Source organism: Roseibium sp., from assembly GCF_965216085.1.
GTDB lineage: Bacteria > Pseudomonadota > Alphaproteobacteria > Rhizobiales > Stappiaceae > Roseibium.
In genome coordinates this window covers 1,780,893-1,802,259 of the sequence record NZ_OZ244138.1, presented here as the reverse complement: position 1 = coordinate 1,802,259, position 21,367 = coordinate 1,780,893, and the positions used below count along the sequence as shown (strand labels likewise).

General features: G+C 54.9%; 21 protein-coding genes. 14 read left to right on the top strand and 7 right to left on the bottom strand.

All coding sequences use genetic code 11. The annotated features are described in order from the left end of the window. Positions 1 to 3 precede the first annotated feature (3 nt). Positions 4 to 2,661 (bottom strand): alanine--tRNA ligase, encoded by a 2,658-nt coding sequence (gene alaS / locus ACOOFE_RS08210; RefSeq protein ID WP_420414507.1) that lies wholly within the window; start codon positions 2,659 to 2,661, stop codon positions 4 to 6. 308 nt (positions 2,662 to 2,969) lie between these two features. Then, positions 2,970 to 4,037 (bottom strand): recombinase RecA, encoded by a 1,068-nt coding sequence (gene recA, locus ACOOFE_RS08205; RefSeq protein WP_420414506.1) that lies wholly within the window; start codon positions 4,035 to 4,037, stop codon positions 2,970 to 2,972. A gap of 229 nt (positions 4,038 to 4,266) precedes the next feature. Between recA and ACOOFE_RS08200 the strand changes: the two genes are divergently transcribed. From ACOOFE_RS08200 to ACOOFE_RS08165, 8 genes are all read left to right on the top strand, one after another. After that, positions 4,267 to 5,280 (top strand): PfkB family carbohydrate kinase, encoded by a 1,014-nt coding sequence (locus ACOOFE_RS08200; RefSeq protein WP_420414505.1) that lies wholly within the window; start codon positions 4,267 to 4,269, stop codon positions 5,278 to 5,280. A gap of 116 nt (positions 5,281 to 5,396) precedes the next feature. Then, positions 5,397 to 6,329: a pseudouridine-5'-phosphate glycosidase gene (locus ACOOFE_RS08195; RefSeq protein WP_420414504.1), complete on the top strand. Its 933-nt coding sequence runs from the start codon at positions 5,397 to 5,399 to the stop codon at positions 6,327 to 6,329. Between the two features lie 240 nt (positions 6,330 to 6,569). After that, positions 6,570 to 7,775: a cell surface protein gene (locus tag ACOOFE_RS08190; protein ID WP_141185979.1), complete on the top strand. Its 1,206-nt coding sequence runs from the start codon at positions 6,570 to 6,572 to the stop codon at positions 7,773 to 7,775. A 66-nt stretch (positions 7,776 to 7,841) separates the two neighbouring features. Then, complete coding sequence (locus tag ACOOFE_RS08185; RefSeq protein ID WP_420414503.1) at positions 7,842 to 8,768, top strand: DUF6384 family protein; 927 nt, start codon at positions 7,842 to 7,844, stop codon at positions 8,766 to 8,768. A gap of 37 nt (positions 8,769 to 8,805) precedes the next feature. Next, entirely contained in the window at positions 8,806 to 10,284 is a 1,479-nt protein-coding gene (locus ACOOFE_RS08180) for a hypothetical protein (RefSeq protein ID WP_420414502.1), read from the top strand. A 205-nt stretch (positions 10,285 to 10,489) separates the two neighbouring features. Next, a complete protein-coding gene (locus ACOOFE_RS08175; RefSeq protein ID WP_420414501.1) occupies positions 10,490 to 11,401 on the top strand; it encodes an alpha/beta hydrolase family protein in 912 nt (303 codons plus the stop codon). A gap of 326 nt (positions 11,402 to 11,727) precedes the next feature. Next, the gene (locus tag ACOOFE_RS08170; protein WP_420414500.1) at positions 11,728 to 12,222 is read left to right on the top strand and encodes a hypothetical protein; all 495 of its coding nucleotides are present in this window, start codon (positions 11,728 to 11,730) and stop codon (positions 12,220 to 12,222) included. Between the two features lie 163 nt (positions 12,223 to 12,385). After that, the gene (locus tag ACOOFE_RS08165) at positions 12,386 to 13,123 is read left to right on the top strand and encodes an SDR family NAD(P)-dependent oxidoreductase (protein WP_420414499.1); all 738 of its coding nucleotides are present in this window, start codon (positions 12,386 to 12,388) and stop codon (positions 13,121 to 13,123) included. Between the two features lie 14 nt (positions 13,124 to 13,137). Here ACOOFE_RS08165 and ACOOFE_RS08160 read toward each other — a convergent pair whose 3' ends face one another. Beyond that, positions 13,138 to 13,566, bottom strand: a complete 429-nt coding sequence (locus ACOOFE_RS08160) for a VOC family protein (RefSeq protein ID WP_420414498.1) — start codon at positions 13,564 to 13,566, stop codon at positions 13,138 to 13,140. Between the two features lie 117 nt (positions 13,567 to 13,683). Here ACOOFE_RS08160 and ACOOFE_RS08155 point away from each other — a divergent pair, with 117 nt between their 5' ends. From ACOOFE_RS08155 to ACOOFE_RS08135, 5 genes are all read left to right on the top strand, one after another. Further along, positions 13,684 to 14,280: a TetR/AcrR family transcriptional regulator gene (locus ACOOFE_RS08155; protein WP_420414497.1), complete on the top strand. Its 597-nt coding sequence runs from the start codon at positions 13,684 to 13,686 to the stop codon at positions 14,278 to 14,280. 111 nt (positions 14,281 to 14,391) lie between these two features. After that, positions 14,392 to 15,177, top strand: a complete 786-nt coding sequence (locus tag ACOOFE_RS08150) for a TSUP family transporter (protein ID WP_420414496.1) — start codon at positions 14,392 to 14,394, stop codon at positions 15,175 to 15,177. Between the two features lie 85 nt (positions 15,178 to 15,262). After that, entirely contained in the window at positions 15,263 to 15,874 is a 612-nt protein-coding gene (locus ACOOFE_RS08145) for a CDP-alcohol phosphatidyltransferase family protein (protein WP_420414495.1), read from the top strand. After that, positions 15,871 to 16,797, top strand: coding sequence for a phosphatidate cytidylyltransferase (locus tag ACOOFE_RS08140; protein ID WP_420414494.1), 927 nt, complete (start codon positions 15,871 to 15,873; stop codon positions 16,795 to 16,797). The genes ACOOFE_RS08145 and ACOOFE_RS08140 overlap by 4 nt, the downstream gene beginning before the upstream one ends. Before the next feature lie 9 nt (positions 16,798 to 16,806). Further along, entirely contained in the window at positions 16,807 to 17,436 is a 630-nt protein-coding gene (locus tag ACOOFE_RS08135; RefSeq protein ID WP_420414493.1) for a lysophospholipid acyltransferase family protein, read from the top strand. 586 nt (positions 17,437 to 18,022) lie between these two features. On the opposite strand, the gene ACOOFE_RS08130 is transcribed toward ACOOFE_RS08135, so the two are convergent. From ACOOFE_RS08130 to ACOOFE_RS08115, 4 genes are all read right to left on the bottom strand, one after another. Beyond that, positions 18,023 to 18,361: a cupin domain-containing protein gene (locus ACOOFE_RS08130; protein WP_141185968.1), complete on the bottom strand. Its 339-nt coding sequence runs from the start codon at positions 18,359 to 18,361 to the stop codon at positions 18,023 to 18,025. Between the two features lie 137 nt (positions 18,362 to 18,498). Next, complete coding sequence (locus ACOOFE_RS08125) at positions 18,499 to 19,482, bottom strand: DUF4105 domain-containing protein (RefSeq protein WP_420414492.1); 984 nt, start codon at positions 19,480 to 19,482, stop codon at positions 18,499 to 18,501. A gap of 120 nt (positions 19,483 to 19,602) precedes the next feature. Further along, positions 19,603 to 19,884, bottom strand: coding sequence for a YiaA/YiaB family inner membrane protein (locus ACOOFE_RS08120; RefSeq protein ID WP_141185967.1), 282 nt, complete (start codon positions 19,882 to 19,884; stop codon positions 19,603 to 19,605). Positions 19,885 to 19,962: 78 nt separating this feature from the next. Beyond that, a complete protein-coding gene (locus ACOOFE_RS08115) occupies positions 19,963 to 20,661 on the bottom strand; it encodes a PspA/IM30 family protein (protein WP_420414491.1) in 699 nt (232 codons plus the stop codon). A 106-nt stretch (positions 20,662 to 20,767) separates the two neighbouring features. Here ACOOFE_RS08115 and ACOOFE_RS08110 point away from each other — a divergent pair, with 106 nt between their 5' ends. Beyond that, positions 20,768 to 21,361 (top strand): TetR/AcrR family transcriptional regulator, encoded by a 594-nt coding sequence (locus tag ACOOFE_RS08110; protein WP_420414490.1) that lies wholly within the window; start codon positions 20,768 to 20,770, stop codon positions 21,359 to 21,361. Positions 21,362 to 21,367: the final 6 nt, after the last annotated feature.

Below are 21,367 nucleotides of genomic sequence, written 5' to 3'. Positions count from 1 at the left end.
CGCTTAGAGGCCAGCCAAATGGGCCTCGATTGCCGAGATAGCGCCATCGGCTTTGGCGCCGTCCGGACCGCCAGCCTGGGCCATATCCGGGCGTCCGCCGCCGCCACGCCCGCCAAGGGCTTCTGAGCCAATCCGCACCAGATCGACCGCGCTGACCTTTTCTGTAAGATCCTTGGTCACGCCCGTAACGATCGCAGCTTTGCCATCATCGGCAACATTGATCAGCACCACGACACCAGACCCAAGTTGGGTCTTGGCCTCATCGGCCATGCCTTTCAAATCCTTAGGGTTGATGCCTTCAACCGTGCGGGCCATCAATTTGAAACCGCCAGCGTCCTTGACCGGCGTGCCGCCGCCCGCACCGCCACCCATGGCGAGTTTTTTACGCGCGTCCGCCAGTTCTTTCTCCAGCTTTCGGCGCTCTTCGACAAGCTGAGTAACGCGGGCTGGGACATCGCCAGCACCAACTTTCAAGATGCCAGCGACTTCGCGCATGCGCTTGTCCTGAGCATCCAAATAGGCGCGGGCTTCCGAGCCGGTCAGTGCTTCGATCCGGCGCACGCCCGCAGCTACCGCGCCTTCAGAGACAACTGTCACCAGGCCAATATCGCCGGTCCGGTTAACATGGGTTCCGCCGCAAAGCTCCAGCGAATAAGGTTTTCCTTCCTTCTCGCCATGCAACGCCGTTCCCATGGAGACAACACGGACTTCCTCACCGTATTTCTCGCCAAAGAGCGCCATGGCGCCAGCTTCAATCGCATCATCAACCGCCATCAGGCGTGTTTCCACCGGCGCGTTTTGCAGGACGATCTCATTTGCGTAGGTTTCCACCACCGCCAGCTCATCATCACTCATTGGCTTGGGATGAGAAAAGTCGAAGCGCAACCGGTCCGGTGAAACAAGCGATCCCTTCTGGGCAACATGGGTGCCCAGCACTTCGCGCAAGGCTTCATGCACGAGGTGGGTCGCCGTGTGGTTGGACCGTACAGCGGAGCGCCGGTCATGATCGACCTTCAGCTCAAGCGCCAAGCCTGGAGTAACAGACCCTTCTTCAACGGTCACGACATGCACAAAGAGACCATCGGCCTTCTTCTGAGTGTCCGTCACCTTGATCTTGACGCCCGGCGCAGTCATTTCGCCGGTATCGCCAACCTGACCTCCGCTTTCGCCATAGAATGGGGTCTGGTTGAGCACCACAAACCCGCTGTCACCAGCTTTCAACTCGTTGGTTTCTGCCTCGTCGGCAGCAAGACCGGCCACAACACCTTCAGCGACCTCGGTCTCATACCCAAGGAAATCGGTCGCGCCATATTTTTCCTTCATCGCAAACCAGACAGCTTCGGTCGCCGCCCCGCCAGAGCCGGACCAAGCTGCTCGAGCTTCCGCCTTCTGCCGCTCCATTGCAGCCCCAAACCCGTCTGTATCGACCGAAATATCGCGGGCGCGCAGTGCGTCCTGGGTCAGGTCAAGCGGGAAACCATAGGTGTCATAGAGCTTGAAGGCGGTTTCGCCATCGAGCTGGCCGCCAGCAGTCAAATCACCGGTGGCGCTGTCGAGCAGACCGAGACCCCGCTCCAGCGTCTTGCGGAAGCGTGTTTCTTCGAGCTTCAACGTTTCGGTGATCAAGGCTTCAGCGCGGGTCAATTCCGGATAAGCCCGGCCCATCTCGCGAATGAGCGACGGCACCAGCTTGTGCATCAACGGATCCCGCGCGCCGAGCAGATGCGCATGACGCATGCCGCGGCGCATAATCCGGCGCAGAACATAACCCCGGCCTTCATTGGACGGCAGAACACCATCAGCGATCAAGAAGCTGGACGAGCGCAGGTGATCGGCGATCACCCGGTGGCTGGAGAGAGCCTTGTCCGCTGCATCGACACCGGTCTCATGCTCGGATGCGGCGATCAATGCGCGGAACAGATCAATGTCGTAGTTGTTGTGAACGCCCTGCAAAACTGTTGCAAGACGCTCAATGCCCATGCCCGTATCGATGGACGGGCGCGGAAGATTTAGCCGCTCCTCGACCGTTTGCTCGTACTGCATGAAGACGAGGTTCCAGATCTCGACAAAACGATCGCCATCTTCTTCCGGCGTTCCTGGAGGGCCGCCCCAGATGTGTTCGCCGTGGTCGTAAAAAATCTCAGAACACGGACCACACGGGCCAGTATCGCCCATGGACCAGAAATTATCCGAAGTTGGGATACGGATGATCTTGTCGTCGGAAAGACCGGCGATCTTCTTCCAATAAGTCGCTGCATCATCATCTTCGGCATAGACGGTAACCAGCAGGCGATCCTTGGGCAGACCGAATTCCTTGGTGATCAGGTTCCAAGCCAATTCGATCGCCCGGTCCTTGAAATAGTCGCCGAAGGAGAAGTTGCCGAGCATCTCAAAGAACGTGTGGTGGCGGGCCGTATAACCAACGTTGTCGAGGTCGTTGTGCTTGCCGCCAGCGCGCACGCATTTCTGCGAGGTCACCGCTTTGTTGTAAGGCCGAGTTTCAAGACCGGTAAAAACGTTCTTGAACTGGTTCATACCGGCATTGGCAAACATCAAGGTCGGATCGTTGCGTGGAACCAGCGGGCCGGAATCAACCACCTCGTGATCGTTGGCCTTAAAATAATCCAGAAAGGCGGAGCGGATTTCGTTTACGCCGGTCATTCACGTCTCGCTTAGATCCGGGCCCTGTCTTCCAGGCCCTAAAACTTTGACAATAGTGCGGACTGGGCAAGCCCAGCGCACCGGAACAGCCTTTTAACTTTCGCCGCCATGTGTGTCCAGCGGTTGCTTTCCCTTGTTTCTGCGGTTTTGAGCGAAGCGCTAACAATTTCGGGCCAAACTCTATCTGAACAACAAAAAGCCCTCCCCCAAATGCTCGGGAAGGGCCATGTTACTGTTATGCAGCTGGATAGCATCAGGTCAGCACCGGTCCGCCTGCAATATGCCGGCAGACTGGCGATGTTGATACCTTATTCGTCGTCTTCAGCACCGCCAGAAGGGTCAATGATCGCATCGGCAATGAGGCCAGCGTTCTGACGGACAGCCAATTCGATCTCTTCGGCCACTTCCGGGTTGTCCTTCAGGAACTGCTTTGCGTTCTCACGCCCCTGACCAAGCCGCTGGCTGTTATAGGAAAACCAGGCGCCGGATTTCTCGACAATGCCGCCTTTGACACCAAGATCGATGAGCTCGCCCATCTTCGAGACACCTTCCCCGTAAATGATGTCGAATTCGACCTGACGGAACGGCGGTGCGAGTTTGTTTTTAACGACTTTAACGCGGGTCTGGTTGCCGACCACCTCGTCCCGATCTTTGATCGCCCCAATACGGCGAATGTCGAGACGGACAGAGGCATAGAATTTCAGTGCGTTGCCGCCGGTGGTTGTTTCCGGTGAGCCGAACATCACTCCGATCTTCATGCGGATCTGGTTGATGAAGATCACCATGCAGTTCGACTTGGAAATCGAGGCTGTCAGCTTGCGCAAGGCCTGGCTCATCAGACGCGCCTGCATGCCCGGCAGGCTGTCCCCCATTTCGCCTTCCAGCTCGGCTTTTGGCGTCAGCGCAGCAACGGAGTCAATCACCAGAACATCGATCGCGCCGGACCGGACAAGCGTGTCGGCAATTTCAAGCGCCTGCTCCCCAGCATCGGGCTGGGAGATCAGAAGATTGTCGATATCAACACCGAGCTTGCGGGCGTAAATCGGGTCCAACGCATGTTCGGCGTCAACAAACGCACAGATGCCGCCGGTCTTCTGGGCTTCGGCCACCGTGTGCAACGCCAGTGTGGTTTTACCGGAGGACTCCGGTCCGTAGATTTCGACAATGCGGCCCTTCGGCAGGCCACCAATTCCAAGTGCGATATCAAGTCCGAGAGATCCGGTTGAGACGGCTTGCACCTCCACGGCCTGACCCTGGCCCATCCGCATGATGGAGCCCTTACCAAAGGCCCGTTCGATCTGGCTGAGCGCTGCATCGAGCGCTTTTGTCTTGTCCATCTGGCTGCTTTCTACGAGACGAAGTGTACTTTGCGACATGGCTGAACGCTCCTTATTCCATGATGGACGCGCTGTTTCAATCTAGACCTTTGTACTCATTTTGTTCTCTTTTTTCAAGTCCTCGAAACCGATTGGTATTTAATTAGTTTTTATCATTTGTTTCCAATATGTTCCGCATAGAAGCGGCCGCAATTAACGCTAGGTCAGCTAGTTTTGGAACATTTCAAGATCAGGCGTCAGAACAGAATCACTCCCGCTCTGGAGTTGCATGCCTGTTGGCAATCTGTTAGCCCGCCAATCTTCTTCTTCAACAGACCCTAGCCCAGCAACAAGGTTTGATGTCAGCGTGATCCTTCCCTCTCCCCGACCTGTATTGTGCATCGGTGCGATCCATTCCGATACGTTGGCACACGCTGCTGAAACCTACCGGCCGGAAACCTCCACTCCGGCCAGGTTGACACATAAGCCGGGCGGCGTTGCCACCAACATAGCCCGGTCCTTGAACCGGCTTGCAACACCCACGGCCCTCTTGGGCGCGATTGGTCGAGATGATGCCGGAGACGCTCTCACCAAACGTTTGGCACAAGAAGGCCTCCAAGTTCTCACCTGCAAACGTCCGGGTTTTGTGACGGGTCAATATATAGCCTTTCACAATCCGGATGGATCACTTGCTGCGGCCAGTGTTGACGACAGGGTCTTGAGTACCGCCCCGGCTGATCTGTTTGATACACTTTGGGAGGCTGTAGACCCGGCGTTTATCAACGGGCTTTGGTTTATCGATGCCAATCTGCCAGCTGGCCTTTTGGAAGCCGTGGTGTGCAGCGCTCCCAAAGACGGCCTGATCGCAAATGCGGTTTCCAATGCCAAGGCCGCGCGTCTCAAACCGGTTTTACCAAAGCTGTCGTGCCTGATGCTCAACCGCGGAGAAGCCCTTTCTTTGACCGGAGCAGCGCCGGACACGTCCAATGAGGACTTGATCAGCCGGCTTCAAAAGCTTGGAGCTCAACGGATCGTTCTGACCAACGGCAAAGCAGATGTATTGGCCTTTGAGGGCGGACGGATCACATCGCACCCAACGCTTGCGACGAAAATCGTCGATGTCACCGGCGCAGGTGACGCTCTGACAGCCGGTATAATCGCCTCTCTCAGCCGCGGCATCGCTTTGGTTGACGCTGTTCCCTTCGGATTGAAGGCGGCGGCCCTAACGTTGCAAAGCCCCGGCGCACTTTCCGAAAACATGAGCTGGACTGCCCTGTCCCAATCCTCAGGCGCTGAAGCTTAGATAAGCAAATTTTGACCATCTGGACAAATTCATGTCTTGGCGATGGTCCTTCACAGGCTTATAAAAAGCAAAACCCCTCCGGCTACGGCCGGCATGCCTCAAAAGAAAGGCCCTCCGTGACATCTTACGCCCCTGCAGCCGCCCTAAAGGACATAATTGTCTATAACGATGAAGTCCGTGACGCGCTTGTCGCCAACCGCCCGCTCGTTACGCTTGAATCAACCATCATTACCCATGGCATGCCGTTTCCGAAAAACGTCGAAACGGCCCGCCAGGTCGAGGCCGACATCCGGGAAAACGGTGCGGTGCCTGCGACCATCGCGATCATGGATGGCAAAATTCATATTGGGCTGTCAGATGCAGACCTCGACCGACTCGCGCAGGCTGAAGATGTCATGAAATGCTCCCGTGCGGATCTGACTTTTGCTCTGGCGACTGGCCGGTTCGGCGCCACCACGGTGGCTGCCACCATGATGGCCGCGCATGCTGCGGGCATCAAAGTTTTTGCAACCGGCGGTATTGGCGGCGTCCATAAGGGGGCTGAGGAAAGTTTCGACGTGTCGGCAGACCTTGATGAGTTGGGGCGCACACCGGTTTGCGTTGTTTCTGCCGGCGCCAAAGCACTGCTCGACATTCCCAAAACGCTCGAAGTTTTGGAAACAAAAGGTGTGCCGGTCATTGCCTATGACACCGATGAACTGCCCGCATTCTGGTCCCGAAAGAGCGGTTTGCCGGCGCCTTACCGCTTGAACACACCAGCAGAATTTGGTGTGCTCTTGAAAATGCGCGAGAACTTTGCCGATCATGGTGGCGTTCTGGTCGCCAATCCGGTGCCGGAAGCGGATGAAATTCCACGCGAAGAAATGGCGGGCTATATCGACGCAGCCATCAAAACAGCATCAGATCAGAATGTCACCGGCAAGGACGTCACGCCGTTTGTTCTCGGCAACATTTTGGAGCTCACGTCCGGCCGAAGCCTCGATACCAACATTGCCCTGGTGCGCAACAACGCCCGTCTTGCTGCAAAAATTGCGGCAGCGCTGGTCTAGAGCGCCGGGCGGTTCCTTCTGCAATATCCTTGTTGTAATTTCAGCTTAAGGACAACATCTCTTAAGATGTGCAAGTTTCTCCGGCGAAAACGCAAGCGGCCAAAGGCAGGAACTCCTGCCTAAGCCGTTGACAATGCGACGTAAGCCTGACCTTACTTGCGGCACTTAAGGATGTTTTGATACGGCAGCCGGCCACCAACAAGACCGGGAATGCCGAACGGTTTCAGGAGGTACTCTCAGATGACAGATGCGGCAGAACCAGCAGCCCCGGGAACAACGCCTGCTCCGGCCGGCAGCTTTTCACCGCTTCAATACCTGGACCGCGCATTATCCACCTTGCGGGATATCGGTATCACGCCTGAAACGGAAAAAGATGCTCCGATCAACGCGCTTCTGGAACAGATTTCAGACCTGTCCCCGGACAAGGTTCTGATTATCTCCCGCACGCTCGGCCAAGCCTCCAACTTCAATGAAGTTGTCCGAAACCAGGTCCAGCAAATGGACATTGGCGAACGGTATGAGGAGATCACCGACGCGTTCAATTCCATCCGCGATGACGCCAAAACCCTGGTCGATCAGCTGGCGGACGGCAAGATTTCTTTCACCGAGAACCTTTCCAACAAATGGCGTGACATGCGCCGCGGGACGATCTCCGACCGGTTCACTGATATTCGCGGCACCTACAAGGAAGTCGCCAGAGCCACAAAAGACCAGATCGAGCGGGAACAGACGATCCTGGAAGCCTATCGCGATTTTCGTGGGGCGTTGAAGCAGGCTGAAGTCACAGCGCTTGAGCTGCTGAACGTCGCCACCTCCAAACTGGATGCAGCTAAGGCTGCGCTGGAAGGTGCATCCGCGGAAGTGGAAAGTTATGCCGGTGACGACGCAGCGCAGAAGGCGCGGCTGGAGCTTGCCCGTGACGAACGCTTGCGGGAAATGCAGGACGAAGAAAAGCGCTATCAGATTGCCAAGGATCTCTCTGACAATCTGACGGTCGGTTACAACACCTCTGAAGTGATCATGGCCCGTTTGGTTCAGACAACCAATGCCAAGGAACGGGTTTACGCTCAATCGGTGAGTTTCTTCTCCACCAACGAGTCGGTGCTGACGGCGCTCAATGCGTCCTTCACAGGTCTACAGGGCCTTCACGAATCCACCGAAACGCTGAATGCGATGAAGGATGGCATCAACAAGAGCCTGGAGACCCTTGCCGAGATCGGTGATGCTGTTCAAAAAGAAGCCCTGAAAGCCGGTTACGGCCCGACAGTGGCAGCAGCATCAGTGAAGAAACTGGTTGATTCCGTTGTGAACTTCCAGGTCCAGTCCCGTGAAATCATTTCCGAAATGCGGGATATGTCGACGAAAAACTCTGAAGAAATCCGCAACGCGGTTGAAGACGGCAAACGCCGCCTGGCCAAGTTGACGGCCGAGGGGCAAGGCCTCTAATTTCACCTCAGAAACATCTTGGAGCCGGGCCCACCCGGCTCCGCCAGTTTGGGAAGACCCGACCGTATGGCTGCACAGCCCGACACGCCGCTCGATGATCTGATGATGGCGATGGATGTGGTGGATACACTCCGCCATGAGGAAGGCCAAGTTGCCCGCGAACTCAAAGCCGACGAGCGCGATGCTGCTATGGTGGAGCGGCTGCGCAAGGTCTATGCCGCACAAGGCATCGAGGTTCCGGACCACATCTTGAAGGCCGGTGTCGAAGACCTGAAACGCGACCGCTTTGTCTATGCACCGCCAGCTGCCGGGTTCCAGCGTACGCTGGCGATGATCTACATCTCCCGGTCGACCTGGTCCAAATGGCTCGCGGGCCTTGCAGCCGTTCTGGTGGTTGCCATAACGGCTTGGTACATGCTCGTCGCCTTGCCACAGCAGCGCGCGGAAGCTGCTTTAGCCGCCCGTCTGGAAGCGTTGCCACAAACCTATGCGGATCTGGTGGACCGCATTGATACCTTGACGGAAAACACTGAGATTGAGGCGGAAGCCCAGCGCCTGGCAGATGATGGCAAGATTGCCCTGACGGATGGCAAGAACGAAGCTGCTTTCAAAGCCGAAAACGGATTGCGTGACCTAGCCGGAAAACTGGCGGAAGTGTTCGAAGTACAGATCATTTCCCGGGAAGGTGTTCCAACAGGGATCACCCGCATCCCCGATGCCAATCAGGATGCGGAAAACCATTACATTGTCGTTGAAGCCATTGATCCGGACGGGAATGTTCTGGAGCGCGACATTGTTTCGGAAGAAAACGGCAAAACCGTTCGTGTCGACAAATGGGGCCAGCGCGTTTCGGACACCATCTATAATGCAGTGCGGCGCGACAAGGTCGACGACGGGATCGTCCAGAAAGGCATGTTGGGGCAAAAATTGCGTGGCGAATTGGATATCACCTGGCGCAGCGGCGTCCAGGAAGGAGCGATCACGGAATGGTAAGTCCGGTGAAACGTTGTTCTAGCTCAAGGGAAATCCAATGCTGACAGGCAGGCAAACCCTTGGCACCATCGAACAAGCCCTTGGCGACTTGCGCCGTGAAGAAGCGGAACTGAGCAAACGTATCGAACGTGCGACCCGTGGATTGACGGATCTACAAGAACGCCAGAGTGAAGCCTATCGCGATCTCGCCCGTTTTCATTTGGATACGGATGCGGCTGGCGCACTCAACACGCGTCTTGACAGCGCAGCCCGAGAGGCGCGCCGTCTTTTGGAAAAACGGACTGCTGATTACAAGGTTCTCTCAGACCAGTTGCGCCAGTGCGAAAGCGAGCGGAGTGAACTTAACAGCCGCCGCCAGAAGCTGGATACAGACCGGGACTCGGCCGAAAACCAGATGGATGATCTTCTGGAAGCCGTGGACAGCCGTCTTGAAACGGACACCGGGTTTCAGCGCCAACGCGACGCTGTCGAACAGGCGGAACAGACCGCGGCGGCAGCCGGAGCCAAAGCGCAAACCTCTGAAAAAGACCGTGTGGAGAAGGGGAAGGCTTATGAAGCCGATCCTTTGTTCCTCTACCTTTGGAACCGGAATTTCGCCACACCGGCCTATGACAAGCGTGGCCTGACCCGCTCGCTTGACAGGTGGGTCGCAGGACTGATTGGTTTTACCGATGCCCGGGCCAATTATGCCATGTTGACCGGCATTCCGGAGCGCATGGCCAAGCATGCCGCCCGCTGTGCGGAACTGCTTCAGGAAGAACAGGTGAAACTCGCAGAGCTCAGCCGCACTGCGATGACCGAGGCAGCTGGGAGTGACCTGGTTGGCAGCATCGAGGCTCTCAGTGATGAGATCGACACGATCGACACCGAATTAGACAATTTGGACCGGCGAATTGAAACATTGTCCGGTGCACTGGCAGAGTTTGCCATTGGCGAAGACAATGATTTTCAAAAAGCCGAAGAACATTTGGCAACGTCTCTGAAGACAGACGCGCTCAACGATCTGTGGCGCGCTGCTCTAGAGACTCCGTCTCCTGAGGACGAAAAAATCGTCCAGAGGATTGAAGACTTCCGGGAGCGGATCGAACAGGTTGGCCGCGAAGTCCGCCAGGACCGGGAACTCCAGCGCGATATCGGCCGCCGCCGGGCCGAATTGGCGGATGTTGTCAAACGCTTCCGGTCCAAGGGCTACGGCAGCTGGGAAACAACCTTTTCCGATGACCGGCTGACCACGGTCCTGCTTGGCGAATTGGTCAAGGGTGCAATCACCGGGGCGGAGTATTGGTCTCGGGCCGAGCGGAGCCACAAACGGCGGCGGCCCAAAGGGCGCCGGGTGGCCTTTCCAAAAGGCAACGGGCTGCCTCGCTCCATGGGTGGTTTTGGCGGCATGAACAGCCCAGGCGGTTTTGGTGGTCCTGGCGGCATGCCGGGTGGCGGAGACAGTTTTGGCGGTGGTGATTTCAAAACCGGCGGCGGTTTCGGCGGTGGCGGTTTTAAAACCGGAGACACATTCTAGATCTGCGATCAGAAGCGAGTTGGCTGGCATGCGGTTGATTGCTCTATCGGCCGCCGAAAACAATAATCACCAGCGTTTCTTAAGTGACCCCATAACTCAGATTCTGCATTGAGGCATCAACTCTGTTGCCCGCCAATGTCACAATATTGGAGCATCAATCGTCACTGATTTATCCGACCCAAATATGGATCCTACGGAGAAAATCATGATGAAAAGACTGAAATTCCTAAAACTAATGATTTCAACGATGAGTTCGGTTGGCTTGTCTTTATCGGCATTGCCCGCGATAGCCGGAGAACCTTTTGATTCACTGCGTTCGCTTTACACATTAGACGCACACTTGCCACAATCGGTTGACGTCTTGTCAGACGAAACGTCTGAGGGCGTTCGTAGTGTCGAGCTAAAGTTTACGGCCTACGACAATGAAAATGTACCGGCCCGGCTCGAAGTTCTCCAAGATGCAGAGAACCCACCAGTGATAATCCTTTTACACGGATTGACGCAATCACGCGCACAGTGGTGGAGAACCGACAAAGGCCCCTATTCCTTTCCATCCCGGCACCGCAAAGCTTTGGTTGATGCAGGCTTTGCAGTCTTCGCCTTCGACGCTCGCAAACATGGAGACCGGCGGGGTCCAGCTGACTTTGCTGACCCTGGGATCTATTTGCAAAATGGTTACTTCGATGCCGCCCGCAAATTCGCAGCTGAGACCGCCATTGATGTTCGCAGTGCAATTAACGCGCTCGATCATATTGATGGTGTTGACACCTCTAACATAGGGGTCACCGGGTTCTCACTTGGCGCATTTATCGGGTACCTTGCAACCGCGGTAGACACCCGAATTGATGCGGGCTTCTTCATGGCCTTGCCGCTCCTTCCGGTCACAAAAGGAGAGGCCGCTTCATTTACTTCCCCGTTTGCTTATGCCGAAGGGTTTGATGGCCGGGTTATGGGGCTTCTCGCCGGAACCGAGGATCAGCTCTACACCAGAGAAGGAATAGATTCTCTTGCGGCCGCAATGAGAAGCGACACACAAGTGACTTGGATCGAAAGCAATCACGACTTTCCCGATAGCACCGCAGACATTTCGGTGAACTTTTTTGAAACTGCCTTTTGATCAGTTGGGCTGGCCACCATTGGCCAGCCCCGTTCACGCTATCGTTGAGCGTGTACCTCACTTTGAAACAGCATTGACGTGTCGATAAATTTGCTAGTCAAAATCGCAGCCACCTGACGGGTCTTGCCAAAGAAACTCTGAGCCTCTTCAAACACAGCAGATGTGCTGTGCGGTCGGTATCGAGGAAACTGACGCAAGGGTTTCCGGTACAATTTGGCAACAGGCTCAGAAAACACGACACTTGTCACAGGCTGTTTTCTTGCGCTTGCAGGAGAGCTGATTTAGACCGGTCTGACTATCCCGGTTTATTGGAATCAGGCGATCAGATGCGGCATCTCATTTTAGCAGGTTTTTGTGCGCTCACCCTGGCAGCGTGTCAGTCCGGATCATCGAAGCAGGCCTCTCTTGGCGATCAGCCGCAGCTGTCCGTGCCGGAAGGCGCGCAAAGCGTACGTGTTGCTGCCGATCCGATGACCGTCCGGTCTGCTCTGGTTGCCAGCGCCACAGAACGCGGAACGATTGTCATTCAGGATCAGCCGAACATGGTTGTCATGGAACGGCAGTTGACCGGCGAAAATCCGGCCTTGGACAAACAATTTGGCCCATCTGACAATGGCAATCGCGTCATCCGGATCCGCGTTCGCTTCACCGGGGCGCCGTGCGAAACGCTGGTAGTTCAGGATCTGGCTGTGATCAACAATGTTCGCACCGCTTTAGAGCAAAGCTTCGTTCTGCCGGGTAACCCGAACACATTGCAGAGCCTGCAAGGCTTGAAAAACCGCGCCGAGCAAAACAGCTCCTGTCCGCCGATTGTTTCCTAAATCCCCTTTCATGCGGATTGGGCACACTCGTTGACCAGGCTGCAAACATTAGATTCGCGCCCTAAAAAACAAGATTTTCTTGCTAAATAAGTTTGTATCCCCACCTTAAAAAGAGATCTGTTGCTCGGTCGGCAGCGGCATTCAAAATAGGGGATGTGAACGGATGAACAGTCTCGCGGGCAAGAAAGTCGCCATTACCGGCGCAGGACGGTCAACGGGCCGTGCCTTGGCCGCGGCCTTGGCAGACCGGGGGGCCGAGCTTCATGTGTCGGCCAGAGATTTGTCAGCTGCTGAAAACACGTGCCGGTTCATTCAAGACATCACCGGACAGGCCGCAACACCTTACGGCTGCGATATTGCAGACCCGGAAAGCATCCGGGCCTTTGCAGCGAACGTCGGAGAAAAAACCGGAACAATCGACATCCTGATCAACAACGCGGCGACTTGGTTATCCGGCGCGTTTGAGACAGCGGTCGATGAAGATTTGCTTGCGACGGTCAATTCCACTGTCTCTGGAACAATTCTTGTCACCAAGCATTTTCTGCCGTTGCTGGAGAACTCTGACAATCCAGATATTCTGACGCTGATCTCCCAATCCGGATTGGCACTACAAGGCGATGCCGCACCGAATGCTGCGTATCATGCAGCAAAGAGCGCCCAAACCGCCTTTATGAACCGGCTTCGGCAAACTCAGCCCCACATGCGGGTAATGTCCGTATTTCCGCCCGACTTCGAAAGCGATCTGGAATTCAAAAGCCCAGACTGGTTCAAAGATGTTGCGCCCGGGACCGGTGCAACAATGACCGCGCGGCATGTGGTCGAGGCGATCCTGTTTGTCCTTCAACAGGACCGCATTTGTACGATTGAAACGCTTGTTCTGGGTAATTCAGGTCCTCGATAACCTATGAAGAGAGGTCAAGCAGGCACTGCCTCCGGAGCAAATTGCTTCAAGAACTCCGGGCTCGGCGGGATCGGTTTGATCACATCGATCATCACTCCATTAGGGTCTTCGGTAATGAAATGCCGCTGGCCAAAGGGCTCGTCTTTCAGGGCCAAAAGAATGGGCAGGCCAGCCTTCTCAGCTTCGCCATAGATCCGGTCGACATCTTCAACTTCAAAGTTCAGCAGCATGGAACCCGTCCCCTGCCCCCGGCGGACTTCTGGAATGGTTTCATGATCCTGATCGAGAATGGCAAGGTTCACTGTCTCGTCTTCGACCGACTGCAGATGCACATACCAATCGGCTTCAAAGACAGCCTTAAACTTAAAGTGCTGCTGATAGAACTGGGCACACTTGGCGACGTCCTTGGTCACAAGGACGGGATAATATTGAGAGCATTTCATCGCACTTCTCCTGCAGTCTCGTGATCGGTTGACGTTTTTGGGCTTAGAGGCTTTTCAAGCCACAAAAACAAACATACTATCTGTATGTAAATATCAACTAACATACAGGCTGCATGTATGCAAGATGAAAAACCGCGCCGCTCTCAAGCCGAACGCCGGGCAGAAACCAAAAGCGCGCTGATAAAGGCCGCTCGGGAACTCTTTGTTGAAAAGGGATATGCGGAAACCGGTACACCGGAGATCGTCAAACAAGCCAATGTGACCCGCGGGGCGCTCTATCATCATTTTGAAGATAAAACCGACCTGATGCGGGCCTTGGTGCACCAGGAAGCCGAAGCTGTTGCCGCAGACATCGATGCGGACACAAACACCAGTCAAACGCCGCTTGAGGCGTTTATGGCCGGCGCGCAAGCTTACTTCTCAGCCCTTTCTGTACCGGGCCGAGCCAAGATCCTTCTCTTAGAAGGTCCAACAGTGCTTGGACTTCAAGAAATGACGGAAGTTGACCGAATAACCGGCGGCGCAACGCTTCTGGAGGGTTTAAGGCACAGCGCCCAAAACGGCTTTGTGCAAAACATCCCCTTGGAACCATTGGCAGATCTGCTCTCGGCCGCCTTCGACCGGGCCGCCCTCGAAATCGCCAATGGCGCTGACCGCTCCAGCTACGAGACGGCAACCAAGGCGCTTTTGGCCGGCGTTTTAAAGACGGATTAAAGTGGCAATCGAACCCAAACCGGACTATGAGGTGCCCGTCCTCACATAATCTGCCAGGTTGCCGTCTCGGCACTGATGCTCTGGCAGTGTTTTCCGGCAAAAGAGTTTGGCTTGGCGGAATTTATTTCTGATATTTTGCTGCTGTTGTTCGCAGCTGCCTTTGTCGCCGGGTTCATTGATTCCATTGCAGGTGGTGGCGGACTGATTGCCATTCCTGCCTTGCTGATGGCCGGACTTCCGCCGCTGGAAACTCTTGGAACAGCCAAACTGCAGGCCTTGTTCGGGTCCGGGTCCGCCACCCTTGCCTATTCGCGCCGCGGCCTGGTCGACTATAAGATCATTCTGCCCATGGCAGGCATGTCTGCTGCGGGGGCCATCTTCGGCGCTCTGGTGGCAACCGTTTTACCAACAGATGTTCTGCAGACGGCCCTTCCGGTCATCCTCATCCTGATTGCCATCTATTTCGCGCTGAAACCCAATGCCGGTGCGGTCGAAAGTGTCCCGAGACTGACCAGCTTTGCTTTCGGCGCAACGATCGTCCCCATCATTGGCTTTTACGATGGCATTTTCGGTCCAGGCACCGGATCTTTCTTCATGCTCGCCTTTGTCGCGCTCATGGGTGCAGGTCTTTTGAAAGCCACTGCCCACACCAAGGTTTTGAACTTTGCATCAAATCTGGCCGGATTTCTGGTCTTCATGGTAAGTGGCGTCGTGTTTTGGAAAATCGGTTTGCTGATGGGGCTCGGCCAATTTCTCGGGGCACAAGCTGGTTCCAAGCTCGCCATGAAAAACGGAGCAACAATCATTCGACCACTGCTTGTTTGCGCCTGCATTGCCATGGCCGTCAAACTGCTGCTCGACCCAGCCCATCCTGTGCGCATCATGCTGGCGTTCTGATCGTCGCTCCACCGGGCCGACGGGGTACCGCTGCCGAAATCAGCCGTTATAGTACTGTCATCTTTTGTCACACGCGCAGATTTTCATGCCTACGATTTACCAGCTCAAATCCCGCTTTCAGGACCTTCTGCGCCCGTTGTGCCAGAAACTGGCGAAGGTTGGAGTGACGGCAAACCAAATCACCTTGTCAGCACTCGGACTGTCCCTTCTGGAAGGCGCTGCACTCTGGATCTTCCCCGGGGCGTTTCTGCCTCTGATCCTGCTGCCGGTTGTGCTGTTCGTCCGGATGGGGCTCAATGCCATCGACGGCATGCTGGCCCGCGAACACGATCAGAAATCTGATCTCGGCGCGATCTTGAACGAGCTTGGTGACGTCATTTCCGATGCCGCCCTTTACCTGCCCTTTGCCGCCCTGCCGTTCATGTCTTGCGAGCTGGTTGTCGGACTTGTCACACTCGCCATCATCGGCGAGATGACCGGTGTCATCGGCGTTCAGATTGGCGCCAGCCGCCGCTACGATGGGCCGTTTGGCAAAAGCGACCGGGCTGCCCTCTTTGGCATTTGCGGCGTTCTAATCGCTTTTGGCCTGACTGCAGACGTTTTCTTTAACATCCTTATGGGTATCGGGGTGATCTTATCCGCCGTCACCATCTGGAACCGGGCGAAAAACGCTCTTAAGGAGCTGGAAAGCCAATGACATTTCAAGCCATTCATTGGGCCTTGATCGGCATCTGGGGCCTTCTCGCCGCGGCCAGCCTGATCGTCTACGGCCTCTCCAAACGTTCGGATAAGGATCTGACAGAACTGGTTCAGCGGACCCAGAGCTGGTGGGTGATGGTGGCGATCTTCACCCTTGCCTTCCTGGTCTCAAACACAATCTCGATTATTGTCTTTGGACTCATCAGTTTCCTGGCGCTAAAAGAGTATTTTTCGATGATCCCGACCCGGCGGGCCGACCGGCGAGTGCTGTTTTGGGCCTATCTGTCGATCCCCGTTCAGTATTTCTGGGTCTATGACAGCTACTACGGCATGTTTGCCGTGTTCATCCCCGTTTACATGTTTTTGTTCCTGCCCTTTGCCAGCCTGCTCTCCCAGCAGACTGACGGCTTTTTGAAGTCTGTCGGCACGCTGAACTGGGGGCTGATGCTCTGCGTCTTTTCGATCTCCCACGCAGCCTTCCTTTTAATCCTGCCGCCGACTGAAGGCAGTTCGGCCGGCGGAGCCGGATTGCTGCTGTTCCTGGTGTTTCTGACCCAGTTCAACGATGTTGCCCAATACACCTGGGGCAAGATGTTCGGCCGCCGGAAAATCATTCCAGGTGTCAGCCCAAATAAAACCTGGGAAGGGTTTTTGGGCGGGGTCGGCACCACTTTTGTTTTGGCGATTTCCACCGCGCCGCTGGTCACCCCCTTCAGCATCACTCACGCCGCCGCCGCTGGTCTTTTGATCCCGATCGCCGGATTTATCGGTGACGTGACTGTTTCGGCGCTGAAGCGGGACCTTGGCGTCAAAGACACCGGCAGCCTCATTCCTGGCCACGGCGGTATTCTCGACAGGATCGATAGCCTGACGTTTACAGCCCCTCTGTTCTTTCACTTCACCCGTTATTTTTATTATTAGGCCGGGACCATGTTGCAAAAGGCCTTTTATATCTTCATCAAAATCGCGGTCTTGTTCCTACTCGGGCTGAACGTCCGGCGGAAAGAATTGCTGCCCTCGGACGGTCCGGCGATCATTGTTGCCAACCACAACAGCCATCTCGACACCATGGTGTTGATGGCCCTGATGCCACTGTCAAAACTGAAAGACATCAAGCCGGTCGCCGCAGCCGACTATTTCTTTTCCTCGCCCTGGAAAGCTTGGGCATCCGAACATGTGCTCGGCATTATTCCAGTGGAGCGCAAAGGCGCCGACCGCACTGCCGATCCGCTGGAGGGCTGTTACCAGGCGCTCGAAAACAACCAGGTGCTAATCCTGTTTCCCGAAGGCTCCCGCGGCACACCAGAGGAAATGACGGATCTTAAAAAAGGGATTTCCTACCTCGCCGAACGGGCGCCCACCGCCCCTGTTGTGCCAGTCTTCACGCACGGCCTCGGCAAGGCTCTGCCAAAGGGCTCGTTTCTTCTGGTGCCGTTTTTCTGCGATATTTTTGTAGGTGAGCCAATCACTTGGGCGGGCGACCGGGCAGAGTTCATGAATGGGCTGCAAGAGAGGTTTAGCAAGCTCTCCTCGGAAAAAACCTTTGCACCATGGGAATAGAGAACTAAATAGCAAAAACTAATAAGCAGCAGACCTCATGTACTCATTAGAAAATTTCTTGGTAATCACGTTTATTGCCCTCGTTTTTTCCGGATTTGCCGCCAGGTTATATCGGACTCACTTATTTGATAAAATAGATCCAGAGAGGAAATATCACCGAGTTAATTGGCAAGGTCATTCCTCTTTCAATCCGTGGAACCCGGCTGCTCCAAAAGAAATGATAGTAGCAAACAAACGCACCACAAGGATAATGTATTCTATATTTGGATTAATTATATTAACTGCAGTTTTGATAATAAATGTGAGGCATTAGCATTCAAATTGAATAATATGATTGAAATTTTTAGATACGCGACATTCACCTTACAGGTTTTTCATTTTTCTTATATTTCATATTGCAACTTATAAAGGCGATAATACTCTCCTCCGGACCCCGATTACTCTATTTGCTCTTACGCTATTTTCTAGATTTTTATTCATTTCGCTTGAGATCTATTACTGAGAGAAAATCCCATTTGCAATAAGTCACAGCTTCGCCGCTCTTCCCAGGAAAAACCTTTACCCCTTGGGAATAGAGCGTGAGCAATCATTCCGGCTTGAACGGATAGCGGTCCGGTTCTTCAAACACATCGATTGCCTTGGTGCCGGCCTTGATAACCGCGCCATGCTCAACGCCGGCCGGAATGTCATAAATGGCGCCTGGTCCCATCTTGCGGGTTTCGCCGCCAATGGTGAACTCGATTTCTCCGTCCAGAACCGTGCCCCACTGCGCCAGATGCGAGTGCGGCGGCAGGATCATGTCTTTCAAAAACTCGAAAAAAACAACCATGCCTCGGTCCGACCGGATCGCGTGGGTCGTCACAACATCGTCGGGAAATGGAATATCCAACGCCGGAAACGATTTGATGAACTCAGGAAATTTCATAAAAACATCCTCCTAAGGGTTCGGATAATAAGTAGCCCCGCCCCCAATGCCTTTAGTTATTGTTGAGTCTGCCGATTTTGGCACAGATTTCCAAAACTCTCAGCCCCTATCATGCCCTGGGTTGATGGAAATCGGTCTCACTTGCCGGTTCGGATGATCTCCGAAAAGGTCTGTCCGGCCATCAGAAGCCCGGATGTGTCGGGTAGCAAGGCCGATTGCCAGCGTTCCTCCATCGACTGAATGCCAACCAAGACCCCCAGGCGCTGCAGATAGTCCGGCACATGTCCGGACAGCACCAGCCGCCAATCCAATGGCATCTTCGGCCACAAAGTGTTGGCCAACTGAAAGACAACGGTGGTGCAATTGGCTGTCAGCGTATTGTAGAAGGCTGGCTTTGCAGCCAGATCCTGTGCGAGCGCCACATAGGACAAAAACAAGTCCTGCTTCTGTTCCATTGTCAGGTTCACAGGAAACAAACTGACCGTTTCTTTGCGGACATCTGTTCGCAACTTGATGATGTCCTGCTCTGTTGCTGCAATGAGTACCAATTCAAACTGGCGGAAAAAACCACCAACTTCGTTAAATGCCTCACCAGCCTCTCGGCGGATCTCAACTGAAAATACGATGTTCTCGCGGTCTTCAAACCCAAAACTGACTAGAAGGTGAGCAAAATCCGGGCTGTCCCAAACTGACGTGATGACATCGACGCCGATCAGCTTCGACAGATCATAAGTTCCGTCGGTCCAGCGCTGTGCGGCACGGTCCGGGGTCTGCCAGCGAAAGTCCCGGACATCTTTCAGCTCTACAAGGTCACCATCCACATGCGCTATGACCCCTCGCGATACATCGGCCGCCCAGTTCAAGTTTTCCTGCGGTGTGATCGTCTGATACCAACCAGCAACGGCAAGGCCACACATGACAAGGGCCACCCAGGCCGCGCGTTTTGAGCGCGCCCGCAGTGCAAGGATTCCGATCGATAGAAGACCGGTAAGGGTAACTCCGGCAGCCAATATCTCTTCGGCGAGATGAAACCGGAAGGCGGTCATAGTCCAAAAACCGCCCGCAAACACAAGCCCGCCAAATGCGGCATGTTTGAGTATTTTGAATGGTCTAAACATCATGCATTCCCCAAAAACTCATAGCGGTGGTCCGGCAAGGGCAACCTCAGAAAGCTGCCCCTTGATTGATGAAATCTCTATTTGCCTGATTTCGTAGGTGACCGCCGGTCAGAGATCAGCCGGTCAGGCAGGATCCTGAGCCGAAACTTCGGCCAGCAACCGTTCCGTCTTGGCATCTTCGATCTTGTTGTAGATGCGGTTGTTTTCTTCCTGGTCGCGGACGGCCTTTGTGATCGAAGCCGTTGAATAGACCAGCATCAAGGCGGCCATCGCGTAGTAGCCCTTGGCCGAGAAACTTGCTTCCAGTGACCAGATCCCGCCGGCCATCATCAGGGCGGCAACGCCGAAGTTAAAATAGGTGAACAAGTTCCAAGCGTTGGATGCTTTTGTGGTGTAGGTGGACATTCGATTTCTCCGTGTTTGCCGGTGTCCGGCGAATGATGGGAAGATGCGGGAATTCCCCGCCCGTATTGCTCTAGGAAATTAGGAAACCGAGTCAGAAGCCCCTGCGGCTTTGGCCTGAAGGCGCTTCAAAACCTTGTCTGCATCCGTGGTCACAGACGCCCCGCATCCAGCTTCCGCCAGCCGTTCAACGACCTGCTCCGCAGAAGAACTTGCGGTCATTTCCACCATTGCGATCTCCACCTCTTCTGCGTGGGACTGGCGCTCCCGCAGCCGCTCCAGTGTCGCTTCGGCATCCCTCAGGCTCGCCAGGACACCGTTCGGGATCGATCCGCGAAGCTTGTGGGTGTGTTGAACTGCATCGGCGATTTGTTTGCCGCGCTGAAGTGTCCGCAGCCGCTGTTCGGACAAAGCCACTTGATCCCGAAGTTTCGCAATTTCGGCGGTGTAATGGGTGTGGGCTTTGGTGGTTGCAGCATGTTCCTTTTCCAGCTCCGCGATTGCCGCAGCAGCATCGCTCGCCAGCGCATCATGACCGAGCCGGATCGCCTCCAACGCCCTTGCCTCCAGATCAGCCAACTGGACCGCTTGTTTCTCAGCCAGTTTCTTCTCGCGGGCTGCATAGGCCATGACAACTGCAACAGACCTCTTTGCGGAACTCAAACCATCGGCGGCATCGCGCAGCTGCTGGCGCAGAATGGAAATCGTGTTGGTGTCCGCAAACGCTTCAGCGACGTCGAACGTTCTTCCTCGAATTAACGTACTCATCATCTTGAACATCTGTCTCTCCATTGCTATGAACGCTGTTCACGAATTGGTTTTAGCAACATCATGAACAACGTTCAAGAAATTTCTGAACAATGTTCACTCATATGGTTAATTGGACATGACAACACGGGAAACGAAACGCGCTGAACTCCGGGACAGGATCATCACCGCAGCTGAGGCAGAGCTCGTTGAAAAAGGACTATCCGGCCTGAAAGCCCGCGACATCACCACCCGCGCGGGATGCGCGCTCGGCGCGCTTTATAATGCAGTCGACGACCTGGACACGTTGGTTCTGGAACTCAATTCGCGGACGCTCGCGGATTTGGGCAAGGCCTTATCAGCCGCCATTCCTGATAACGCACCAACAGATACGGTGTTGCAGGCGCTCGCGGCGGCTTACATTGAATTTGCGGTTGAGCATCAACGGCGATGGATGGCGCTTTTTGAGCACCGCCTGCCAGAAGGGAAAGAGAAACCGGACAAATACCGGCTCGGCCAAACGGTGCTGATCGATGCACTTATTCCGTCACTCACCGAATTATGGCCGGAGCTTTCGGAAGAGGAGATAGCATTGCGGGCCCGAACGACTTTTGCTGCCGTTCATGGTGTTGTGCTTTTATCGTTGCAAAAGCAGTTTGTCGGCGTTCCCTTGAAAAACCTCAGGTCAGAGGTCTCCGCCCTCGTCAGAATTCTGGCCAGAGGACCGGAATAGGCAGAG